The organism is Bacteroidia bacterium (genome assembly GCA_025056095.1).
GTDB lineage: Bacteria > Bacteroidota > Bacteroidia > JANWVE01 > JANWVE01 > JANWVE01.
Genome location: JANWVW010000002.1, coordinates 1 through 21,947, shown reverse-complemented (window position 1 = coordinate 21,947; position 21,947 = coordinate 1). Strand labels below are relative to the sequence as shown.

General features: G+C 35.9%; 18 protein-coding genes. 6 read left to right on the top strand and 12 right to left on the bottom strand.

Annotated features, from left to right (window positions below; genetic code table 11):
• Positions 1-203 precede the first annotated feature (203 nt).
• Entirely contained in the window at positions 204-2,300 is a 2,097-nt protein-coding gene (locus NZ519_00295) for a carboxy terminal-processing peptidase (GenBank protein ID MCS7027179.1), read from the top strand.
• A 72-nt stretch (positions 2,301-2,372) separates the two neighbouring features.
• Here the strand turns inward: NZ519_00295 and NZ519_00290 are convergent, their stop codons facing one another.
• From NZ519_00290 to nuoH, 9 genes are all read right to left on the bottom strand, one after another.
• Positions 2,373-4,271 carry a T9SS type A sorting domain-containing protein gene (locus NZ519_00290; GenBank protein MCS7027178.1) on the bottom strand — a complete coding sequence of 633 codons (1,899 nt, stop codon included), beginning with the start codon at positions 4,269-4,271 and terminating at the stop codon, positions 2,373-2,375.
• A 249-nt stretch (positions 4,272-4,520) separates the two neighbouring features.
• Entirely contained in the window at positions 4,521-5,570 is a 1,050-nt protein-coding gene (locus NZ519_00285) for a 2Fe-2S iron-sulfur cluster-binding protein (GenBank protein MCS7027177.1), read from the bottom strand.
• A gap of 79 nt (positions 5,571-5,649) precedes the next feature.
• Positions 5,650-5,868, bottom strand: coding sequence for a hypothetical protein (locus NZ519_00280; GenBank protein ID MCS7027176.1), 219 nt, complete (start codon positions 5,866-5,868; stop codon positions 5,650-5,652).
• The gene (locus NZ519_00275; protein ID MCS7027175.1) at positions 5,868-6,032 is read right to left on the bottom strand and encodes a hypothetical protein; all 165 of its coding nucleotides are present in this window, start codon (positions 6,030-6,032) and stop codon (positions 5,868-5,870) included. Before NZ519_00275 ends, NZ519_00280 begins: the two co-directional genes overlap by 1 nt.
• A 3-nt stretch (positions 6,033-6,035) precedes the next feature.
• Positions 6,036-6,578, bottom strand: coding sequence for an NAD(P)H-dependent oxidoreductase subunit E (locus NZ519_00270; GenBank protein MCS7027174.1), 543 nt, complete (start codon positions 6,576-6,578; stop codon positions 6,036-6,038).
• A gap of 50 nt (positions 6,579-6,628) precedes the next feature.
• Positions 6,629-7,891, bottom strand: coding sequence for an NADH dehydrogenase (quinone) subunit D (gene nuoD, locus NZ519_00265; protein MCS7027173.1), 1,263 nt, complete (start codon positions 7,889-7,891; stop codon positions 6,629-6,631).
• A 42-nt stretch (positions 7,892-7,933) separates the two neighbouring features.
• Positions 7,934-8,440 (bottom strand): NADH-quinone oxidoreductase subunit C, encoded by a 507-nt coding sequence (locus tag NZ519_00260; protein ID MCS7027172.1) that lies wholly within the window; start codon positions 8,438-8,440, stop codon positions 7,934-7,936.
• Positions 8,441-8,508: 68 nt separating this feature from the next.
• Entirely contained in the window at positions 8,509-9,060 is a 552-nt protein-coding gene (locus tag NZ519_00255; GenBank protein MCS7027171.1) for an NADH-quinone oxidoreductase subunit B, read from the bottom strand.
• Positions 9,061-9,158: 98 nt separating this feature from the next.
• Positions 9,159-10,190: an NADH-quinone oxidoreductase subunit NuoH gene (nuoH, locus tag NZ519_00250; protein ID MCS7027170.1), complete on the bottom strand. Its 1,032-nt coding sequence runs from the start codon at positions 10,188-10,190 to the stop codon at positions 9,159-9,161.
• Between the two features lie 168 nt (positions 10,191-10,358).
• On the opposite strand from nuoH, the gene NZ519_00245 reads away from it, so the two are divergent.
• The 4 genes from NZ519_00245 to NZ519_00230 all read left to right on the top strand — a co-directional run bounded on the left by NZ519_00245 (position 10,359) and on the right by NZ519_00230 (position 16,312).
• Positions 10,359-11,765: a serine/threonine-protein phosphatase gene (locus NZ519_00245; protein MCS7027169.1), complete on the top strand. Its 1,407-nt coding sequence runs from the start codon at positions 10,359-10,361 to the stop codon at positions 11,763-11,765.
• Positions 11,766-12,591: 826 nt separating this feature from the next.
• Positions 12,592-15,066 carry a DUF3536 domain-containing protein gene (locus NZ519_00240; protein ID MCS7027168.1) on the top strand — a complete coding sequence of 825 codons (2,475 nt, stop codon included), beginning with the start codon at positions 12,592-12,594 and terminating at the stop codon, positions 15,064-15,066.
• 35 nt (positions 15,067-15,101) lie between these two features.
• Complete coding sequence (locus NZ519_00235) at positions 15,102-15,470, top strand: response regulator (GenBank protein MCS7027167.1); 369 nt, start codon at positions 15,102-15,104, stop codon at positions 15,468-15,470.
• A gap of 62 nt (positions 15,471-15,532) precedes the next feature.
• Positions 15,533-16,312, top strand: coding sequence for a prolyl oligopeptidase family serine peptidase (locus NZ519_00230; GenBank protein ID MCS7027166.1), 780 nt, complete (start codon positions 15,533-15,535; stop codon positions 16,310-16,312).
• Between the two features lie 355 nt (positions 16,313-16,667).
• Here NZ519_00230 and NZ519_00225 read toward each other — a convergent pair whose 3' ends face one another.
• Entirely contained in the window at positions 16,668-17,978 is a 1,311-nt protein-coding gene (locus NZ519_00225; GenBank protein ID MCS7027165.1) for a SpoIIE family protein phosphatase, read from the bottom strand.
• A gap of 32 nt (positions 17,979-18,010) precedes the next feature.
• On the bottom strand, positions 18,011-18,412 hold the full coding sequence (locus tag NZ519_00220; GenBank protein ID MCS7027164.1) for a response regulator: 402 nt from the start codon (positions 18,410-18,412) through the stop codon (positions 18,011-18,013).
• A 294-nt stretch (positions 18,413-18,706) separates the two neighbouring features.
• On the opposite strand from NZ519_00220, the gene NZ519_00215 reads away from it, so the two are divergent.
• A complete protein-coding gene (locus NZ519_00215; protein MCS7027163.1) occupies positions 18,707-21,367 on the top strand; it encodes a PAS domain S-box protein in 2,661 nt (886 codons plus the stop codon).
• A 133-nt stretch (positions 21,368-21,500) separates the two neighbouring features.
• Here NZ519_00215 and NZ519_00210 read toward each other — a convergent pair.
• Positions 21,501-21,947: hypothetical protein (locus tag NZ519_00210; protein ID MCS7027162.1), on the bottom strand; the 447-nt coding region annotated here is incomplete at its 5' end.

Genomic DNA, 21,947 nt, shown 5'->3' with positions numbered 1-21,947 from the left:
AAACCTCCTCTATCCTCAAAATTTAGAGTTTGTGAACAGAGAAAACCCTCATTTACGAGCTGACATCTTTCAAAATCAACCCCTCATAAAGAGGCCTCTGTTCATAAACTCTAATGTGTTCAAGCAAAGGGCAAGACAAAAATCCTACATCATTTTTTTTTCGCATATTTGTAGATACATTTGCCCTTATTTAAAAAAGCTATATGAAAATTCATTTTTTCTTACCTCGTTTGATTTATCTAATCTTATTGCTCTTCTGGATAGTCAATACTTTTGTTCTTGCACAAAAGTTAAAAGACGAACTACTTACACCACAAAATATTCAAGACGATTTGAAAGCCCTCAAATACATTATTCAACGGTATCACATTCAGCCAAGAAAATTTAACGATAGCTTATCCAAAGACATTTTTCACAAATTCCTAACTTACGTTACACACAACGAAGCTTTTTTTACAAAAAAAGAATACGAGCAATTAGCCCAATACCAAACCTATTTAGATAACGAACTACACGGCGAAGAAGTAAAATTTTTACCCATGTTTCTACCTCTATTTAAGAACAAAGTTGAGCAAACTATTCAACGCATTGAGAAAATCTCTCAAAACCCTTTCCAATTTACTAAAAATCAAACCTTTGAACCCGAGACCGACCAAATACGTTACTACCTTGAAGACGAGATAGCTATCCAACAATTTTGGGAAAGCAAATTAAAATATGCTGCACTACTCAAAATAGCTCAAAAAGTAGGCAAGCAAAATCTTTCGCTTGATAAAATAATCCAACAATACGAATCTACAGCTCGCCAACAAATCAAGCAGACAGAAATCCGTAAGTTAAACAATTTGCTCAAACACCCCATTGGCTATGACAGGTATATGTTAGCACGTTATCTTCTATCCATCGTGCTTTGCCAAGATCCTCACTCTTACTATCTTACACAAAGCGAAATGGAAAATCTAATGCAGGAAGTTGCAGATAAAAAAGCCTCTTTCGGGCTAAAATTAGCTGAAAATGCACAAGGGGAAGTTTATATAGAGCAACTTGTCCCAGGTGGAAGTGCCTGGAAAACCAATGAATTACATAAAGGCGACATTTTAGTAGAAATACAACTTGCAGGAAAAGAAAGAATAGAAGTACTACCATACAGCTTGCAAGAAATAAATGAATTACTAGAAACTGAAAATACAACTCTTTTTCTTACAGTACAAAAAGCCAACAAAACCCTCAAAACGGTTAGCCTCTCTAAAAGTATCATTAAAAGAGATGAGGAGAACCTAGTAAAAAGTTTCATCATTGAAGGTGAAAGACGAGTCGGATATATCGCTCTTCCAGGTTTTTATACCAATTATGAAGTTGAGCAAAGTAAAGGTTGTGCAAATGATGTTGCTAAAGAAATTCTAAAAATGAAGCAAGAAAATATTGAAGGGCTTATCCTTGATCTTCGCTTCAACGGTGGCGGCTCTCTCATAGAAGGTGTAGAACTAGCAGGTATTTTTATTGACGAGGGAGCTTTAACTATCATTACACAAAAAGATAGTAAACCTACAATTCTAAAAGATATGAATCGCGGCACAGTCTATGACGGCAAACTACTAGTTATGGTGAACCGTGCAAGTGCCTCTGCTTCAGAAATGTTAGCAGCTGTTCTGCAGGATTATAATCGTGCTTTAATCGTAGGTACAAATACTTTCGGTAAAGCCACAGGGCAACGACCTTTCCCTGTAGTAGCTCCTGACAAAGAGTTCAAGAAAATCAATTTACATTTTGCTTACCTCAGCCATGTCAAGCTTTATCGTATTACAGGCAAAACCACCCAACTCGTAGGCGTACAGCCTGATATTGAAATCCCTGACAATCTCTCTCCACAAAACTATTCAGAGGCAAGTTATGATTTTGCCCTTCCTGCAGATAGTATAGATAAAAAGGTAATTTTCAAGCCTTTACCTGCTTTGCCAAAAGCTAAACTTCTTGCTAAACATAAGCAAAGAATGAGTCGCCCTATTAGCCCTATTAACCAAACCTTACAAGAAGTAGCTCAAAATACTAATAAACAACCCAAAACCATCCCCCTAGATTTAGCCGCTTTTTTGAAATGGTACCAACAAAGCCATGAAGAAACAGCAAAACCACTACCCAACAATGCATTTTTAAGTTTACGAAATTTGAAAGCTAATGAAACGATATTAGCCATTGACGAGTTTGGAAGAGAAACTACACAAAAGCTAATCAACAAATTAAACCACGATGCTCACCTTGCCGAAAGTTATCAAATCTTATTAGATTGGATAAATGAATAAAAAGACAAAACCTATAAAGTTAGCCAAAACTTTATAGGTTTTTTTAGAATAAATCAAAACAAATGATTATCCTTAAAATACTACAAAGCGCTCTATCCAAACCTGTTCCTGACTTTGAACTTTAATTAAATACATACCTTTTGGCAAATTATTTAACAAAATTTCAAATCTATCACCCTCAAAATAAGCAGTTTCTACCAATACATTACTCATGTTATAGATGCTTACTTCTTTTCGTAAATTTCGGCTCTGCCTATCGTGAACTATAATCTTGTCAGTGGTAGGATTAGGATATATCTCAAAATCAGCCGTTTGTAGATTTTCTACCTGCAATACTTCCCAAGAAGAGAAATCCACTGAACCATCAGTATTAACAATTTTTATCCTATAATATTGCGTACCTACCTGCAGATTTCTATCTGTGAAGCTATACTTTTGCGTAGGGGTAATATTGCCTTCGGCTATCACCTTACCAAAGTTTTCAATTGTTTCTAAATCATAGCTTTTTTGAACTTCAAAATGACTCACATTTTTGTCTGAACGAGCAGCCCACTGCAAAAGAGCAGTATGATTACTTTGCTGAACCTTAAAATAAGCTAATTCAATTGGCAAAGGATCTGAAGAAAGTACTAAATGACAATTAACTATGCTACAAGATCCTCCTGCAGTTCCTGTTGAACTACATGAACCATTACAATCCAATCCTGGATTACCAGGATTGCTTGTTATAATCATATTAGCAGGAACAGGGGTTGTCAATATAATAGCTCCTAAACCACCTCCTCCCCCGCCTCCATGAACAACACTATGAACTACATTACCTCCATTTCCACCATTTACACGTACATATAAAGGATTAGCTGCACAAGGTAAATTATAATTATTCACACGTAAAACAACTACTCCACCAGCTCCACCACCGCCACCTGCATCAAAACCTGTGGAATGTTCACCAGGGTTACCACTAGCGTCTATGCTATAGCTCGTGGTGCAAGTTGGAGGAATAGCTAATGTGTTAGCACTAATGAAAATAATACCTCCACCATTGCCACCATTCCCTCCCATACTATTATTTTGTTGACCACCACCACCACCGCCGCCCAAAAATAAGCGTTTGGCAGGTGAACTATAATAAGTTTGTAAAGAGATGCCTCCTACCCCTCCATACAAGCCTGATGTACTAAAACCGCAGGCACCATTCCAACCATTTCCACCTCTACCTCCTGAAGTGTAGTTTCCACCGCCGCCACCGCCACCATTATGGTCATTTCCACCACCGCCACCATTTACCAAAGCACCTTTGGCATACATATCAGAGGTATAAGCAGTTATACCCTCCCCTTTTTGCCCAAAACCAATATCACTGCTCCTAAATGTAGTTTGGTCAGCACAAGTATTGCGATTGTTACTCCTTAAGCCACCCCTAAAACCACGCCCCACAGCAGAGATATTCCCATTCAAAGTAACTGTTCCTGTAGCAGAAAGCACCAATATACCTCCTCTTTCTAAATTTGTGCTCCAGTCGCGAGCTTGAATACCTGATGCTCCTACAGTCACGTTAGTATATTCAGGTACACTCACAATTTGTACTGAACCACTTACATTGTATGTATTCTTTAAAGTCTCTACTTTTATTTGTGAAGAGGTACAAGCACTACAAGATACTACTTTTGTCCACTCAAAAAGTCCTGCACTTTGTATACCATTCACTACCAAAGTACCATACGTAGCATCGTTAGCTGTATTGATTACTGCTCCTTTCATTTGAATAATCATTATTGTTTTACCTACAGCAAAGTCGGCTGTACTCGTACCACCAGTAGGATCTATTACATTGTCAAAAGTAAGTATTTTATTAGGTACATCAATAGCTGTTACCCTTGCATATGTGTTAATAATACCTGATATAGTTTGAGAAAAACTCCTACTTAGTGAAATAAAAAGTACAACAAAAAATAGTATTTTTTTCATTGCTAACTAGTTTTTTTTAGTAACGTGTGTTTATATTTGCACGGGTTAGTTTGATTGTATTTATATATGTTTATACGATAAAAGTACAAATGGTAAGCATAAATAATTTCTTAAAAACTTCTTTTTCTTCAAAAATTGCTTAAAATGATTACTATTCCTAAATTTTTAACCTTAATTACTTAAACTATGAAAAAAAAACTCTTACCTTTCGGTAAGAGTTTTTAGTATTTTACTACTATTTTTAGATAGTCATTTCTCAAATTTACTTTTAGTTACCTTATTCACTATTGCTGATTTTTCTAATGGAAGTTTAGAAGGTCGATGCTCATCATCAATTTTTTTATATTGTGCTTCGGCTTGTCTAAAACCAAAATCAGGAACTAGTTTGTGTACTTTATGATTCTGAGCAATTACTGAGGTACGTTTAATATTAGCATTTCCTTCAATTATCCAGTCAGAAGTTTTTTTCTTCTCAAAGCGGCAGGTATTACAAATGAAATCTTTTACTTCCCCATATTCATCCTTGCGTGCAGTAACACGAAGCACCTCTGAACCTTGGTACCAAAGTATAACCTCTCCTTTACATTTATCACAATTTCGGTGAGCATTTACAGGTTTCGTAAACCAAACTCTACTCTTAAATCGGAAGGTTTTATCAGTTAAAGCTCCTACGGGACAGACATCTATTACATTTCCTGAAAAGTCGTTATTAATCACATTTTCAATATAGGTACCAATCTCAGCAGCATCACCTCGTTTAAGAACTCCATGAACACGCTTATCTGTGATTTGATCTGCTACATAAACACAACGATAGCATAAAATACAGCGCGTCATGTGAAGCTGTATTTTATCCCCAATATCTATTTTTTCAAAAGTTCTACGCTCTTCTTCATATCTTGTCCCTGAAACGCCGTGTTGGTAGCTAAGATCTTGTAAATGGCATTCACCTGCCTGGTCGCAAATAGGACAATCCAACGGATGGTTAATAAGTAAAAATTCTACCACTCCTCTACGCGCCTCTAATACTTCTTCATTGATAGAATTTTCTACTACCATACCATCCTGCACAGCAGTAATACACGAAGGTACAAGTTTAGGCATTGGACGCGGATCCTTTGCAGAACTCTGCGTTACTTTTACCAAGCAAGTACGGCATTTTCCACCACTTCCCTGTAGTTTAGAGTAATAACACATAGCAGGTGGTACGATATTGCCACCAATCATGCGAGCAGCTTGTAAAATAGTAGTACCTTGTGGGACATCTATTTGTATATTATCAATAGTTACTTTCAGCATAAGTATTAGGTTATTAGGGTTTGAATTATCTTCTTATTTTTATTTCATATATTAGGTTTCTTTCAAAAAAAGGTTCAAATCATATTAATTGCCTCGCTCCAAGAAGGCTGTTTTGTAATTTCTCCTCATTTTTTAGTATATTTTTGCCATACTTGCGTTTTATATTTATATATAAGAATCCTTCCCAAATTTCATAGTCTCGCACAACTTCTTGCAATTTCTCAAAATCCTTTTTCTCCGCTGCCGAAGTTTTTACTTCTAAATTTTCGTGTGTAACGTTATTAAATAAAAAGAACATCAGGAGTAGGGCTTAACCTTTGTTTCATCTACCATCATTTCAGACAAGGGTTCAAAAGGAATTTTTCCTTGTCTATATAGCCAATCCGACCGTGCTATCAACTTGCGTATTACTCGTTGATGCTCTTTGGGAGCATTTACTCCCGTTACCATTACGTCTAACATAAACTAAATCCATTCAGTAGCTATCAATTCGTCAATTTTAGCAGGAGTAAGGTTTTCATAGTATTTGTAAGCTCCGTCCATACTTTTCAATTTTACTTGCAGGCAGGGGGCTCCCCCACACGCTGCTAAACATTCTACGGTTTTGAGAGTAAAGCGTTTATCAGGAGTAGTTTCGTTTACATGAATACCTAACTTCTGTTCCAAATACTCAAGAATTTCATCTGCCCCACAAATCATACATGGTCCTGTACGACAAACTTCTAATACATATTTGCCCACAGGTTCAAGGTGAAACATGGTGTAAAAGGTAGCCACTTCGTACACCTCAATTGGTTGGATATTTAGGAGCTCGGCTATGTAATCCATTACATTCACACTAATCCAACCGAATTGAGTTTGAGCGATGTGTAAGATAGGCAATATAGCCGATTTTTGCTTGCCCTCTGGGTAGCGTTTAATAATTTCTTGTACTTTAGCAAGATTCTCTTCTGTAAACTTTGCTCCCACGTGGTAGCTCCTGTCAGTATTAAAACGATAAGCAGACATTTTTTATTTTTAATCAGAATAATATTTTGAAATAATACTCTTTGTAACTCTTATGCATCAAGTTCTCCTGCAATTACGTTAAGGCTACTCATGGTTACTATTGCGTCAGAAAGTTGTTGCCCTACACACATTTCAGGATAGGCTTGATAATAGATAAAACAAGGTCTTCTAAAATGTAAGCGATATGGGGTACGTCCTCCATCCGAAATAAGGTAAAATCCTAACTCCCCGTTAGCACCTTCTACAGAATGATAAACCTCTCCTACTGGCGCATCAATTTCACCCATTATAATTTTGAAGTGATAGATCAATGCTTCCATTTTTGTATAAACATCTATTTTGGGCGGTAGATAGTAGCGAGAGTCATTAGCATAATAACTTCCTTCTGCCTTAGGCAATTTTTCTAAGGCTTGCTCAATGATGCGAAGGCTCTGCCACATCTCTTCATTACGTACCATAAAACGGTCGTAGCTATCACCATGTTGCCCAACAGGGATATCAAATTCAAAATCTTGATACCCTGAATAAGGGTTCATGACACGTACATCATAATCTACGCCTGTAGCTCGTAGGTTAGGACCTGTAAAACCGTAATTTATAGCCCTCTCTGCTGAAATAGCTCCCACCCCGATAGTTCTATCCATAAAAATACGATTTCGATTAAACAATTTTTCAAACTCCCGCATCACAGGAGGAAATTCTTTTACAAATTTCTTGATCTTAGCGAGAGCTGTTTCAGAAAAATCACGTTCCATGCCACCAATTCTACCCATGTTCGTGGTAAGTCTTGCCCCACATACCTCTTCATATATTTCGTAGATATGTTCGCGCTGCTGAAAAAGATATAAGAAACCCGTAAAAGCTCCTGTATCCACTCCTAAAATAGAATTACAAATTATATGGTCGGCGATGCGTGCTAGTTCCATCATAATTACACGCATGTATTGTGCTTTTTGCGGAACTTGCACTCCTAAGAGCTTTTCTACTGTCATCCACCAACCCAGGTTATTGATAGGTGCAGAACAGTAATTCAAACGGTCTGTAAGGGGAGTAATTTGGTAGAAAGGTCTGTGTTCTGCAATTTTTTCAAATGCTCTATGAATATAGCCAATTGTAGGTACTCCTGATACTATTTTTTCCCCATCCATCTGTAAGACATTCTGGAAAACACCATGCGTAGCAGGATGTGTAGGACCTAAATTGACCGTAGTAAGTTCATTAAGATAAACAGCATCTTCTACCACTAAATTTTTTGAACCTAGTTCCTTCAAAAGGGCTTCGTCTTTTTCTATAACCGCTAATTGATTTGCCATATTGTAGGTATTATAAAATAAATTTTTGAGCTTGCCTAAATATTATCTACCAAAATATAAATCCTCTTTATCCCTGCGAGTAGCATCTTCTAAAGGATACTCTTTTCGCATGGGGTGATAATCCATATCATCTACATTCAAAATGCGTGTGAGGTTAGGATGTCCGTCAAAAATAATTCCATAAAAATCATAGGTTTCCCGCTCTTGCCAATTCGCTGAGGCATAAAGTTTAGTAAGGGTAGGTACTCTTGGATTTTCTATAGGTACAAAAGTTTTTACACGTAGATAGATATTATGTAGCCAACTATGCACATGATATACTACACCGAGTTCCTTTCCTTTATTGTCAGGAAAATGTACGCCGCACAAGTCAGTTAGAAAACGAAACTGAAATTGCTTATGAAAAAATAAATATTCAAACAATTCAGGAATTTTTGCGGGCTCACACGTAAAGGTGAGCATACCATACGGCACTTCAATATCAGAAATGCTATTCCCAAATTGACTAATTAGGTCTTCTATAATAATTTGATGCGAAAGCTCTGCCATGGATAATTTTTAGATTTGATTTTACTTTTACACCTAACTTAACAATATTCTTAAATCTTGGTTAGGTCCTAACTCACCTGAATATTATACGAAGCTAATAGCTTTTGATATTCCTCTGAGTTTCTGCGTCTAAGACTTTCATTTTTGGCTAATTCTTGGATTTTAAGCAATCCTTCAATAATTTGCTCAGGGCGAGGAGGACAACCTGGTACATAGACATCCACAGGTATTACACGGTCAATACCTTGCAAAACGCTGTATGTATCAAAAATCCCACCACTAGAGGCACATGCTCCTACGGCGATTACCCAACGAGGCTCTACCATTTGCTCATATACTTGACGCACCACAGGTGCCATCTTCTTGGCAATTGTTCCCATCACCATAAGTAAATCGGCTTGGCGTGGTGAGAAACTTGGCCTCTCTGCTCCAAAGCGGGCTATATCGTAGTGCGAACCCATCGTAGCCATAAATTCTATCCCACAGCACGAGGTAGCGAAGGGAAGAGGCCACAAGGAATTAGCGCGAGCTAACCCAATAACCTTATCAAAACTTGTGGCAAAAAAACCTTGCCCTTGATAGCCCTCAGGAGCCTCTACCATTTTAGGAGTAACTGACATATATTTTTAAGTTTAGAAGTTTCACAATCAAAATACAGACTATACTTATTAATGTAACTTGTGTATTATTCAAAATGTTTAACTTTCTAAGGCTAACGTTACCTTTGAAGGACTAACATAACGATTGCAGTAAGGAATATATTTAGGATAGCTAGTGGTAAAAGCCCTTTCCAACCTAAGTTCATGAGTTGGTCATAACGGAAGCGGGGCAGAGTCCAGCGTACCCACATAAAGAAAAATACCCCAAACAATCCTTTAACAAACAATACACCTACCCCAATCAATGTAGCAATATTTTGCCCTAAACTCTTTTCTATCCAGCTCATAAAAGGATAGGTATAACCTCCAAAGTACAAAGTAGCTATCACAATGCTAGAAATAAACATATTGATATACTCTGCAAACAGGTAAAAACCTAACTTCATGCTGCTGTATTCAGTGTGATAGCCACCAATTAATTCCGTCTCGCACTCAGGCAAATCAAAAGGAGTACGATTACATTCAGCAAAAGCACAAGTAAGGAAAATAATAAAGCCTAAGGGCTGATAAAATACATTCCAAACAGTACGCTGTTGCTCTACAATTTCTCGCAAAGAGAGCGAGCCTGTCATTATGATTATGGCAACAATTGATAAGCCCATAGCTAATTCGTAGCTAATATTTTGTGAAGCAGCACGAATTGCCCCCAAGAGGGAGAATTTATTATTTGAGGCCCAGCCCCCTATCATAATACCGTATACCCCCAAAGCCACAATAGCAAATACATATAAGATACCGATATTTGCCTCTACTGCCTGAATATTAAACTTGAAATCTCCAAACTGCAAGGTACCTCCAAAAGGGATAACGGCACTAGTCATGCAAGCAGCTAACATTGCCATCGAAGGACCTGCAATAAACAGCCATTTGTTAGCTTGCATCGGAATAAACTCTTCCTTAAAAAACATTTTAGCTGCATCGGCAATTGGTTGTAGTAAGCCCCAGGGGCCTGCTCGGTTCGGTCCTATGCGGTCTTGTAAGAAAGCAGCTACTTTACGTTCAGCGTATGTAGAGTAGGTAGCTACCAAGAGAGTAATTCCAAATACAAGCAAGATAATTAAGCCTTTTACTAAAAAAAGTTCTAATGTCATACTTAAAGCAATTGATTTTCAATTTTCTGCAAATTTTGTACTTTTTTTTGAAAAAGCAAATAAACTTTGTAGGATATATGCTTCTTTTAAATTTTAGTTTCTATTTTTAAGCCGTCAAATGAGCTATCGGCATAAACTATTGATTAAATTTAACTTAAGAAATAAATCATGCTTTTTCGCTGGTGGAAGCAAGCCCTCAATAATGGTATTCACGAAGGCTTAGAACTTTTGACGAGCCGCCAAGTAAAGACAGTCAACGGCTTAAATACTATAGCTTCTTTGTTCCTTATAGGATATGTATTAATTAACCTTTTCACAAAAAACTATCAAGCCCTCTTCTTAGACCTCGCCATTTTAGGCTTAGTCTGTTTTCCTATCTACTGGCTACACCGCCAAAGGAAGTATACTTACGGAAAAGTCTGGGCATTCTTTACGGTGAATATTTTACTTATGTTAGTTGCTACTGTTAATGAACTCAACCGTAGTATTTCTAATACTTCTGTTATTTTGATAGGGCTTTCAGTGCTTTCAGTATTACTTTTTGACGGCAGGGCAAAATATTTTGCCGCATTTTTTGCCTTCTTATGTTATGTCTTCTCACACTTGACTTTTCTATACATAGCTAACAAAAACTTCAATATAGAGAATGTCTTGTATATGATAAATGCCATGGTGGCTATTGCAATCATTTTTACGATTACTAACCTCTATAAAGAAGATTTTATTGCCTCACAGCGGTTTATCTTAGAGCGAAACGAGGAAATTGAGCAAAGAAATGCAGATATGATTGAAAGCATCAGCTATGCTGAAAGAATACAAAAGGCATTACTTCCCCAAGAACAAAACTTAGCCAAATTCTTCCCTAATAGCTTTATTAGCTATCTACCCAAACATATTATTTCAGGAGATTTTTATTGGTTTGCTTCTCCACACTTACAGCATCCACCAAAAACAGAAAACTCAGGAATTGATCTATTCCTTGCTGTGGCAGATTGTACAGGACATGGCGTACCCGGTGCTTTTATGACCATTATCGGCATTACCCTATTGGACCAAATCGTAAACCAAGAGAACATTCACGCACCTGCTGAAATTTTACACAAATTAGACGAACGGTTAGTCGCTGTACTCCAACAAGAAAGTAACCTCCATCACGAACAAGCTCTACACGACGGCATGGATATTGCCCTAATAAAGATTAACTTACCCCAAGGAAAAGTTACTTTTGCGGGTGCTAAGCGCCCTCTTTGGATAATCCATAAAAATAGTACTGAATTAGAAGTATATAAAGGGGATAAGTTTCCTATAGGAAGCACGCAATACAAAAATAAGAAGTTTACCGAAAAGCATTTAACCATCCATAAAGAAGATAGGTTATATCTCTTTTCTGACGGCTATGCCGATCAATTTGGAATTCAGGGTAAGTTTACAGTGAGTCGTTTCAAAGAATTATTACTATCACAAACTCATTTAGAAATGAGTATACAAAAAAGTACTTTAGAAAGAAACTTTCAACAATGGAAAGGAGAAGAAGAGCAAACGGATGATGTTTTAGTCATAGGTATAGAAATATGAAAGTCTAACTATAAAACTTAATAAATTTATATACAATAGTTTCTCTAAAAAACTTTTACCTAAAATATTTTTACATTAAAAATAGCTTTTTTCTTTACAACTTTATATTTGTGTTAAGCTATAAAATTTTTTACTATTATACCCTTATTAAAAAAAATACTAATTTATTTGTAAAGTACTATATCTTGTTTTTGAGTTATACTTAATAATATGTAAAGTATATTACTTACAAAAAAAAACTTACTAATTTACTTGTTAAGTATTATGTTTTAACTTTTTTATATATTTGTTAAAATATAAAATATATTACAAAGGTTAATTTATATGCTTTTTTATTTGTAAGGAAATATACTTTAGTTACAAGATACACTAGTTAAAATAAAAAATATACTACTTTTAAGGTAAAATATACTTATTTAATTGTAAAGTATTATTTTTTGTTTTTGAGATATACTAAAAAAATGTAAAAGTGTAATATTTTATTTTTGTTATATGTTAAAATTTTTATAAATTACTATAATTTATTTTTTTACTATGTTTAATAAAATGTAAAGTATAGTTTAACTTATGTAAAACAAATTTTTTTACTTGTAAAGTATTACTTTTTGTTTATAATCTGTATTATTTGAAATATAAAAAATAATGTGTATAACAATGAATAAATGTATTTAAATAAAAACTATTGTACTTAATATTTAGGAGATAATACTTTAGATAAAAGCTACTTTGCTTGAATAGTAGGTATTAGATATAAAGTTTTATTCTATAAATATTGAACTTGGGTGAACTGTCCATAATGGTAAAAATATAAACACAACACAAGAATATGCAAAAGTATATATGTATTCATGGGCACTTTTATCAGCCGCCACGTGAAAATGCTTGGTTAGAGGAGATTGAGGTGCAGGAGTCTGCCTATCCTTTTCACGATTGGAACGAACGCATTACCTCAGAGTGCTATGCACCGAATGGATTCTCACGGATCTTGAACGAGGAGCATAAGATTATAGATATTGTAAATAATTACTCAAAAATTAGCTTCAATTTTGGAGCAACATTGCTCTCTTGGATGCAATACAAAGCCCCTACTACCTACCAAGCAATATTAGAAGGGGATAAGTTGAGCATGAAATACTTTAATGGACACGGCTCAGCCATGGCACAAGTGTATAATCATATTATTATGCCCTTGGCTAATACCCGCGATAAAGAAACCCAAGTAATTTGGGGCATCCGCGATTTTGAGTACCGCTTCGGAAGAAAACCTGAAGGCATGTGGCTAGCAGAAACTGCCGTAGATATAGAAACTTTGGAGATCTTAGCCAAACATCATATCAAATTTACTATACTCGCCCCGCACCAAGCCAAGCGATATAGAAAAATCGGTACAGAACAATGGTACAACGGCATAGAAACACGCAAACATTACATATGTAAGTTACCCTCAGGCAAGCAAATTATACTATTCTTCTATGATGCCGCCTCTGCTGAGCAAGTCGCCTTCAAAGGAATTTTAGACGACGGCAAACGCTTCGCTCATCAATTAGTAAACAGTTTTAACCCGCATGATCCTTCTCCCCAACTCGTGCATATCGCTACTGACGGCGAAAGCTACGGACACCACCACAGGCATGGAGATATGGCACTAGCTTACTGCCTGCGATATATTGAAGAAAACAATTTAGCTAAAATCACCAATTACAGCCAATATATACACCTCTTTGAACCTGAATATGAAGTGGAAATCTATGAAAATAGTTCTTGGAGTTGCGCCCATGGCATAGAGCGTTGGCGAAGCAATTGCGGTTGCAAAACAGGCGGCGAACCCCACTTCCACCAACTCTGGCGAAAACCTCTACGAGAAGCCCTAGACTGGCTACGCGATGAACTTGCCAAAGTATATGAAACCGAACTCAGCAAATACATCAGCGATGTATGGAAAGTCCGTAATGCCTACATAGACGTAATTCTAGATAGAAGCCCCGAAAACGTAAACCGCTTCCTAAAAAAACACTTCAAAACCGAACATACCGACGAAGACAAGACCAAAATTTTACGCCTATTAGAAATGCAACGGCAATGCTTGCTTATGTTTACTAGTTGTGCATGGTTTTTCAATGATATCTCAGGAATAGAAACAATACAAGTCTTACAATATGCTAACCGTGCTATCCAATTAGCCGAAACCGCTAGTAACCAAACCTTCGAGCGAGCTTTCTTAGAGAAAATCTATGAAGCTAAAAGTAACCTCAAACAATATGATAACGGAGCAGAAATCTACACACGTTACACCAGCCCTGCCCGAATTACACTTAGCAAAGTAGGTATGCACTATGCCGTTGCAAGCCTCTTTGAAGAAAACCCCCAAGATATTAGTGTACTTAATTATGACTTTGACAGCGAATATTTCGAACGCTTAGAAGCAGGTTTGCAAAAGCTAGCTATCGGCAAAACATGGGTGCACTCCAAAATTACCTATTCTAAAAAATATTTCTGCTTCGCTGTAGTTTATTTAGGGCAGCATCAAATCATTGGAAGCTCTACCCCGTACCTCGCCCCTGACGATTTTAACAAAATGGCAAACCAACTTAAACTCGCCTTCAAAGAAGGTAACTTGGCAGAAGTACTTCAAATTATGCAAATTTATTTTCCCGTTAAGCATTTCTCTTTTTGGGAACTCTTTAAGGACGAACAGACCAAAGTGCTTAACAAAATTTTAGAAGATAACCTAAAATATGCAGAGGAAAGTTACGAGCGCATTTACCATCGTAACTATCACCTACTCAACGTAATGCAAAAAGCCCAACTCAAAATTCCAGCTATCTTAAAGCAAAACTTTGAAATCGTTATTAATAATTCGCTCAAAAACTTCTTCATTCGTAAATCCGCAGATATTGAAAAATTTAAGCAAACTTGTCAAGAGGTAGCTCATTGGCGGGTAAATGTAGATAAAGAAAACTTGAGCCACGTAGCTTCTATTCGTATTTTAGAAATGGTACAAGACTATGAAAAGCAAGTAGATAATGAAGAACTTTTAGACTTAATTACCCAAATAATCCGCTACTTGCGAAGCATTGCCGTAGATATTCGCTTGGGTATGATACAAAATATTCTATTCAAAATTAGCAAACGTGCTGTACCACATTGGACGCGTGCTGCAAGGCAACTCAAACTTACACATTATCCCTTTATCTATCCCGAAGAAAAAGATGATATAACACAACGTTTATTGAAAAAATTTATAGAACTTTGTTCACTGGTGAACCTCAAAATTATGGTAGAGCCATTAGTAGAAGCGTAAAATATCTTAACTACAAGTAAAACATAAAACTTCTCATGGCAAAAAAAGTAATTATAGTAGATGACTCGCTCTATATGCGAACATTTATTAAAGATATACTTACAAACGGAAAGTATGAAGTAATAGGGCAAGCCTCTAGCGGTGAGACTGCCATAGATATGATTTTTAGCCTCAAACCAGAACTTGTTACTTTGGATAATATCCTACCCGATATGCTTGGTATAGATATTCTAAAAGCTATACGTGCCGAAAAATTAGCTACTAAAGTGATTATGATTAGTGCCGTAGGGCAACAATCTGTCCTAGAAGAGGCAATGCAGGCAGGAGCAAATGCGTATATTACCAAACCTTTTACCTCTGAAAAATTGCTTGAAGTGGTAAAAAAGACAATCGGAAATCCGTAAGTTAAGTGAAAAATTAAAAATTAAGGTGCAGAAATTAAATTATGATGTGCTATTATCAAAAAATGTTTTTTGTGTTAGTATTTAGTTTAGTATTTTATCAACTAAAACTAACTATGGCACAAACCAAATACCCTGAATTTGAGGCCATAGAAGTACAATTAGCTGAAAATGCACCTACTTTCAAGTACCGTTTGCTCAAGCCTTTAGGTTGGGACAGTCAAGATAGTAGCCAAAAATATCCACTTTTGCTTTGCTTGCACGGAGCAGGAGAGCGTGGAAGCGATAATGAAATTACACTTACACATTTTGCTCCATGGCTTTTGGCAAAAAATAATCGTAAACCATTTCCCTGTTTTGTATTTGTACCTCAATGCGAAAAATCCTTCCGTTGGGTAGAAGTAGATTGGACTTGGGATACGCACACTCAGCCCACAGAAATTTCTGTTTATTTGGGTTATACTATGCAAGTTTTAGAGCAACTGCTCAAAAAGTATCCGATTGATGAGAAACGTATCTATGTTACAGGACTTTCTATGGGTGGGTTTGGTACTTGGGATTTAATTACTCGCTTTCCAGAAAAATTTGCTGCTGCTGTACCTATTTGTGGGGGAGGTGATGAAACAGTAGCTTACAAAGCCAAAAATGTGCCTATTTGGGCTTTTCACGGTGCATTAGATAAGTTAGTAAAACCCGAGCGAAGCCGAAACATGATACAAGCCCTTCAAAAAGCAGGTGGTAAGCCTAAATACACAGAATATCCACAAGTAGGACATGACTGCTGGAAAAATGCTTATCAAGAGCCAACACTCTTACCTTGGCTCTTTGAGAAAAGGAAAAATTAAATAAATCTTACTTCTAAAATACCTTTGCCTAATTATTAGAAGGCAAGTTGTAAGCCGATTATATTCGAAAAATATGCACAATAGTTATAGCACTAGAAAGTTAAGAAACTTAAGTGAGTAAGTATTCAGCAAATACTTAAAAGATATGGACTTCGCATTTTGATATTCAAATTGAGTAACTTAAGTACTCATACTTTGATAAGAAAAAACAGTGGACCAAAATTAAAAAATTTATTATTTTTAGAAATTTAATAAAAATTTTTATGATTTTAATTAATTTATTTATATAAAATAAGATTTCTCTTTTTATTTGAAGCAATAAGAAGAAAGAGATTTTAACTTAAAGAATTTATCGTTAAGGTTTAAGAGCAATTACGGTAATATCGTCTCGTTGTTCTACTTTTTCTTGATGCTCTTTGACAAGGTTTTCCAAAATAGTTTTTTGTTGGCTCAAAGGTTTGTGTTGATTAGTAAGAATGAAATCAAAAAATTTATTCAAGCCAAATTTTTGCCGTTTTTCGTTAGGATTATCAATTAAGCCATCAGTAAGTAAATAAATAATATCTCCTTCTTGAATAGTAATTACTTGATTATCAAAGGTTAGGTTGGCTTCTGAAATACCTCCTATGTGTGTTCTGTTTCCTTTCAATACATTAATTTTTCCATCTTGTAAGATGTAGAGGTTGTTTTTCGCTCCTGCAAAAGTAAGTTGTAGGTCAAAACTCTCTGTAAGTTCCAAACGGCAAAGCCCAATATCCATACCATCAAGGTTTTGAGTTTCATCTTGGTTAAGAGCATTACGTACTCCTATATGCAATAAAGAAAGGATTTGAGCAGGATTGTTCACACGCTTTGCATTTACAATTTCATTGAGCAAAGCACTGCCAATCATGCTCATAAAAGCACCAGGCACCCCATGCCCTGTACAATCTACTACGGCAATAAAAGTAAAATCAACTTGACTAAACCAATAAAAATCTCCTGAAACAATATCTTTAGGTAAGTAGGTAATAAAATACTCTTCAAAATTATCTCTCAAAATCCGTTCAGGGGGTAGGATAGCCTGTTGCATTTTTTTAGCATACTGCAAGCTATCCGTAAGCTGCTTATGCACTTTCATAAATCGAATAGCATTTTCGTGCATAGCTTGTTGTGAAGCTTCTAAAGCTTCTAATTGCTTTCGGAGAGTTTGAATTTCTTGTAAACATTCTGTGTTTTTCCTTATTTTGTAATAACTTGCCGAAATATACTTTTGAGCCTCGCACCAAAAGTTCTGTATGATTTGTACGTGATTTTCTGTCCAAGATGATTCGGAAAAAATAACTATAAAAGTAGGAGAATATTCTATTTGGAGAATAGGTAACCAAAGACCGTGTAATGGAGCTTGGGTAAGCCAAGTAAAATCATAAGAAATTAGACTTTGTAGATTATTTTCATGAGCAGTACGTAGGTAAGTTACTAACTCATTTGGAAGACTACGAAGGTAAACCTTTTTTAGTGTTTCTTGAGTAGGTGTAATATTTTTCGTATACCATATAATTACAGAAAAACGACTTTCTTCCAAACTCAATACTACATATTGAGGCATTATATCTAAACTCTCTAATAATTTATCTAGTAAGTGCTTGCACCATTCAGCTAAATCTAATTGCTTATCTTCTAGCAAGTAATCTGTAAAATGCTCTATCAAACTATTCATCATAAAAAGAATTTAGCTAGCTTCTCCTCACTCAAAGGTTTACTAATAAAACCGTGTACAAAAGAATAATTCTCTACACGCTTCATATCTTTTTTTGCTATGGAGGATGTAAGTACATACAATAAGGTTTTAGCTTGCGGATATTGTGCCAATAATTTAGGATATATCTCTAAGAAATACCACGCATCTTTATCGCTTTCAGGAAATCGCAAATCTAGAAAAATCACATCAGGAAATAGCCCTTTGCGAAAACTATTTTCTAAAAAAGCAAGTCCCTCCTCTATACTTTGAAAAGAGGTAATATCTTGCGAAATACGCAATTTTTTGAGCATATTTTCGCAAATGATATTGTTGGTGCGGTCATCATCGATAATTACGATGGAAACGTTATCCTTTTTCATAGTAAAGTAAAATTTAAGTCATAGCAAATATATTTCAATTAACCGAAATACCAACTTCCTTATGAATTATGTGAATCCTAAAACCTCTACAAATTAGCCGATTCACTTTGAGAAAAACACAAAAACCATTTTTCTAATATAAAAGAAAAGAAATCTTAGCCTGCTCTAAGTTACTAAAACATTTAATGCAAAGAATAGTCAAATTATTTATTTTTGGTTATATTGCAAAAAAAACGTACTATACCGCAAAATTAAGGTCTATTTCTTTAATAATCTTCAAATATTGTTTCAATAATGGAAAATACCTATTACGAAAATATTTATGCCCAAACCCTAGATAATTGCACAGCGGCAGTAGTATCTTTCAACTATAAAGGCGACGTTTTGTTTTTTAGTCAATCGGCTGAGGTACTATGGGGCTATTCACAAGAAGAAGTATTGAATAAGCCTTTACAAAGTCTCATCCTTCCCGAATATCTAACTAATATCCAAAAATACTTTAATAATCAAGCCTTTACTAATACAGAACCATATATAGAAATTGTGCGAAAAGATGGTAAAAAAGTTCCTACATTGATTGCTACCAGCCAAGCCCTTGACGCTAACCAAAACATCGTATTTACTGCATTTTTCATTGATATTTCAAAGCAAAAGCAAAAAGAAAGAGATATAGAAAGTAACCTAACTCTCTTGAAACAAAAAAACCTCTCCTTAGAAAGGGAAATCGAACAAATGAAAGAGGAAAAACTCCTCTATGAAGGAGTATTAAATACTTCTATCGACGCAATTTTGGTTATTAACGAAGATGGAATTATTGAGAAAGTCAATACTCCCACAGAGCGTATATTTGGTTATAGCTTGCAAGAAATGCTTGGGCAAAATATAAGTATGCTCATGCCTGAACCCTATGCCTCAGAACATGATAACTATATAAAACAATACAAAATTACAGGTATAAAAAAAGTTATTGGAGTTGGACGTGAAGTAGAAGCCAAACGTAAGGATGGTTCCGTTTTCCCTGTGGAAATAGCTATTGGTGAAACTTACCTCAAATCAGGAAAACGTATTTTTACAGGATTTATCCGAAATATTAGCGAAAGGAAGTCACTAGAAAATACCATCCGGCAGCAACTAGAACAAGCAAAAGCTGTAGAAGAGGAGCTACGGCAAAATATGGAGGAATTACAAGCCACCCAAGAAGCACAAGCAAGACTTGGTGCAGCACTTAAAGCCTCACAAGCCGATATACAAGCTAAAATGAATGCTATCAATGCTTCTTACGGCTACATTGAATTGAGTGCCGAGGGTTATTTTCTGAGTGCTAATGATATATTCTTAAACGATTTAGAATATACTGCTGAAGAAGTGTATGGGAAACATCATAGCACTTTTATAGAACCTGCTTATGCCCAATCAGAGGAGTACAAAAAATTTTGGCAACAATTACGTGAAGGCAAAAATATTAGTAGCACATTTAAGCGATTGACCAAAAACAAAAAAGAAGTTTGGTTTGATGCTACTTACTCCCCTGTTAAGGACGAGCAGGGAAAAGTTGTGAAAGTGATTAAATTAGCTAAAAATGTTACCCGCTTTACTCAAGCCCTGAAAAAAAATAGTGAATTTCTTCTAGCCCTCAAAGAAGGCAACTTAAACATCGATTTTGATGCCACAGGTATTATTGTCGAAGGTGAACTCAAATCTATGATTGATACTAATATTGTTTTACGCAACACCCTGCAAAGCATTAGCGAGGATATAAAAAAGGTTATTCAATTGGCAGGAAAGGAAGGTATCTTATCTACGCGTTTGCAATCAACTGCTTATCAAGGTGTTTGGAAGGAAATTATTGAAGGAATCAATACTTTATTAGAAAATATTTCTACCCCTATTTTAGGAATTAGTGAAATCTTAAATAATGTTGCCGAAGGAGATTTAACACGTAAATTTACACAACCTACTCAAGGAGATATCTACAAAATAGCTACTGCCTTGAATCAAGCCATCGCTAATTTGCAAACCCTTATCCAACAAATACAAGTGGTAGCTAAAAGTGTTGCCAAAATAGCTAATGAAGTAGCTACCCAAACTAATAGCACTCGCCAAAGTACTAAAGAAGTAAGCCTTTCTATCCAACAAATGGCTGACGGAGCACAAGAGCAAGCTATTAGAATAGACGAATCCTCTCGCTTGGTAGAAGCTACACTCAAATCAGCACAAGAAATCAGTACCAAAGCTGCAGCTATTAACCTTTCAGCAGAAAAAGGACAAATTAATTGCCAAAATGGGCTTACCATTGTAGAAAGTGTATCGCAAAATATGAATGATATTTCTAATTCCGCACAAATCTCTGCCCAAGCAATTGAAGTACTTATTAACCGCTCAGAGGAAATATCACGCATTTTGAATGTAATTACTGATATTGCCTCACAAACTAATCTTTTAGCCCTTAACGCTGCTATTGAAGCGGCTCGCGCAGGCGATGCAGGACGAGGCTTTGCTGTAGTAGCTGAGGAGATTCGTAAACTTGCTGAGGGTTCGCGTAAATCTACCGTAGAAATTGATAAACTAATTAAGAGCATTCAGAAAGACGTAAGTAGTACAAGCAAAGCGATAGAAAAAGTACAAGAGAATGTAACTATTGGTAACGCTGCCACTAAAAAAGCCGTGAAAATCTTAAATGATATTAACAATAGCAGTACCGAAACCTTACAACTTTCCAAAAGCATAGCCGATGCTTCAGTAAGCCAAAAAGAAGCTATTGGAGCAGTAGTGAAAAATATTGAAAAAATCGTGGTGGTTTCTGAAGAAACTGCCAGCGGCTCACAAGAAATTGCCAGCTCAGCACGTGCTATTGACCAAGCCATCTCCGATATTTCACAAGGTACTGAACGTTTAGCCAAAATTGCAGAAACCTTACAAAGCCAAGTAGCTAAATTTAAGTTAAGTGAGCAGTAAAAAGCCTCAATAACGCAACCACAAGGATAAGTATTTACACTCAGTAAAATAAAACCTAACCTAAAGTAAAAAGCCTTTGCCATACAAGCAAAGGCTTTTTATATAAAAACATGGTATAGTAGGTTTTATTTTATTATAGTTTTGTAAAGGTATATCTATATGTTACAAAATTTACCTCTATTTTGTAAGCACCACCTACGGCAGGTGTAGGAATAGGGTTGGCATCAGCGCGAATTATACTACCTGTTAAATTACCTGGGTCAGCAGTACCTACACTAAATTGTGGATTCCATTGACCGAATACAGGTAAAAACTTAATTTGAGAATTAGGAGTAATATTGATAGAGGCTAATTCAAATATACCGTTACCTTTATTAGTAAATCTTTGAGCGGCAGGTGGCGAGTTCGTCCAGCCACTTGGTACGCCTGCCCCTGTAACGTACAAATCATTAGGCACAAAATCACTGATGAAACCTATGGCACTGGCATTAATGATATTTACTTGCTTATTATCTGTCATTGTAAGCACAAAGATATTAGGATTTGGTGGCTCAGAGGTAACTGCTTTATTTGTAAATAC